At 67.3% G+C, this 269-nt stretch carries 1 protein-coding gene; it reads left to right on the top strand.

Translation table 11 applies throughout. From position 1 onward, the window contains the following. Window positions 1-79 precede the first annotated feature (79 nt). A partial coding sequence (locus ACEU5R_RS32035) for an aldo/keto reductase (protein WP_392413954.1) occupies window positions 80-269 on the top strand: 190 nt, incomplete at its 3' end.

Here is a 269-nt window from a genome sequence, read left to right as displayed (position 1 = left end):
TATGGCCCTGGGCGGATTTACCCCAAAACAGCGGTTGGCCATGGCCGCGTAGCGTTCCTACTTCTGGCAATCGCTAAAAATGGGGGGATTACCACAGGAGCCACGCCTGAGCGCGAATCTTGCCCTGGTCGAAGCCTTGCGCCGCATTGGGGAGCGCCACGGACTGACGCCGGCAGCGGTGGCGATCGCCTGGGCGCTGCGGCAACCCGCCGTGACCGGCGCCATCGTCGGCGCGCGACGGGCTGAGCAGGTCGATGGGCTGCTGGGCG

This window comes from Achromobacter sp. 413638 (assembly GCF_043119405.1).
Taxonomy (GTDB): domain Bacteria; phylum Pseudomonadota; class Gammaproteobacteria; order Burkholderiales; family Burkholderiaceae_B; genus Achromobacter.
The sequence above is the reverse complement of the archived record's forward strand: the minus strand, read 5'-3'. Positions and strand labels throughout refer to the sequence as shown.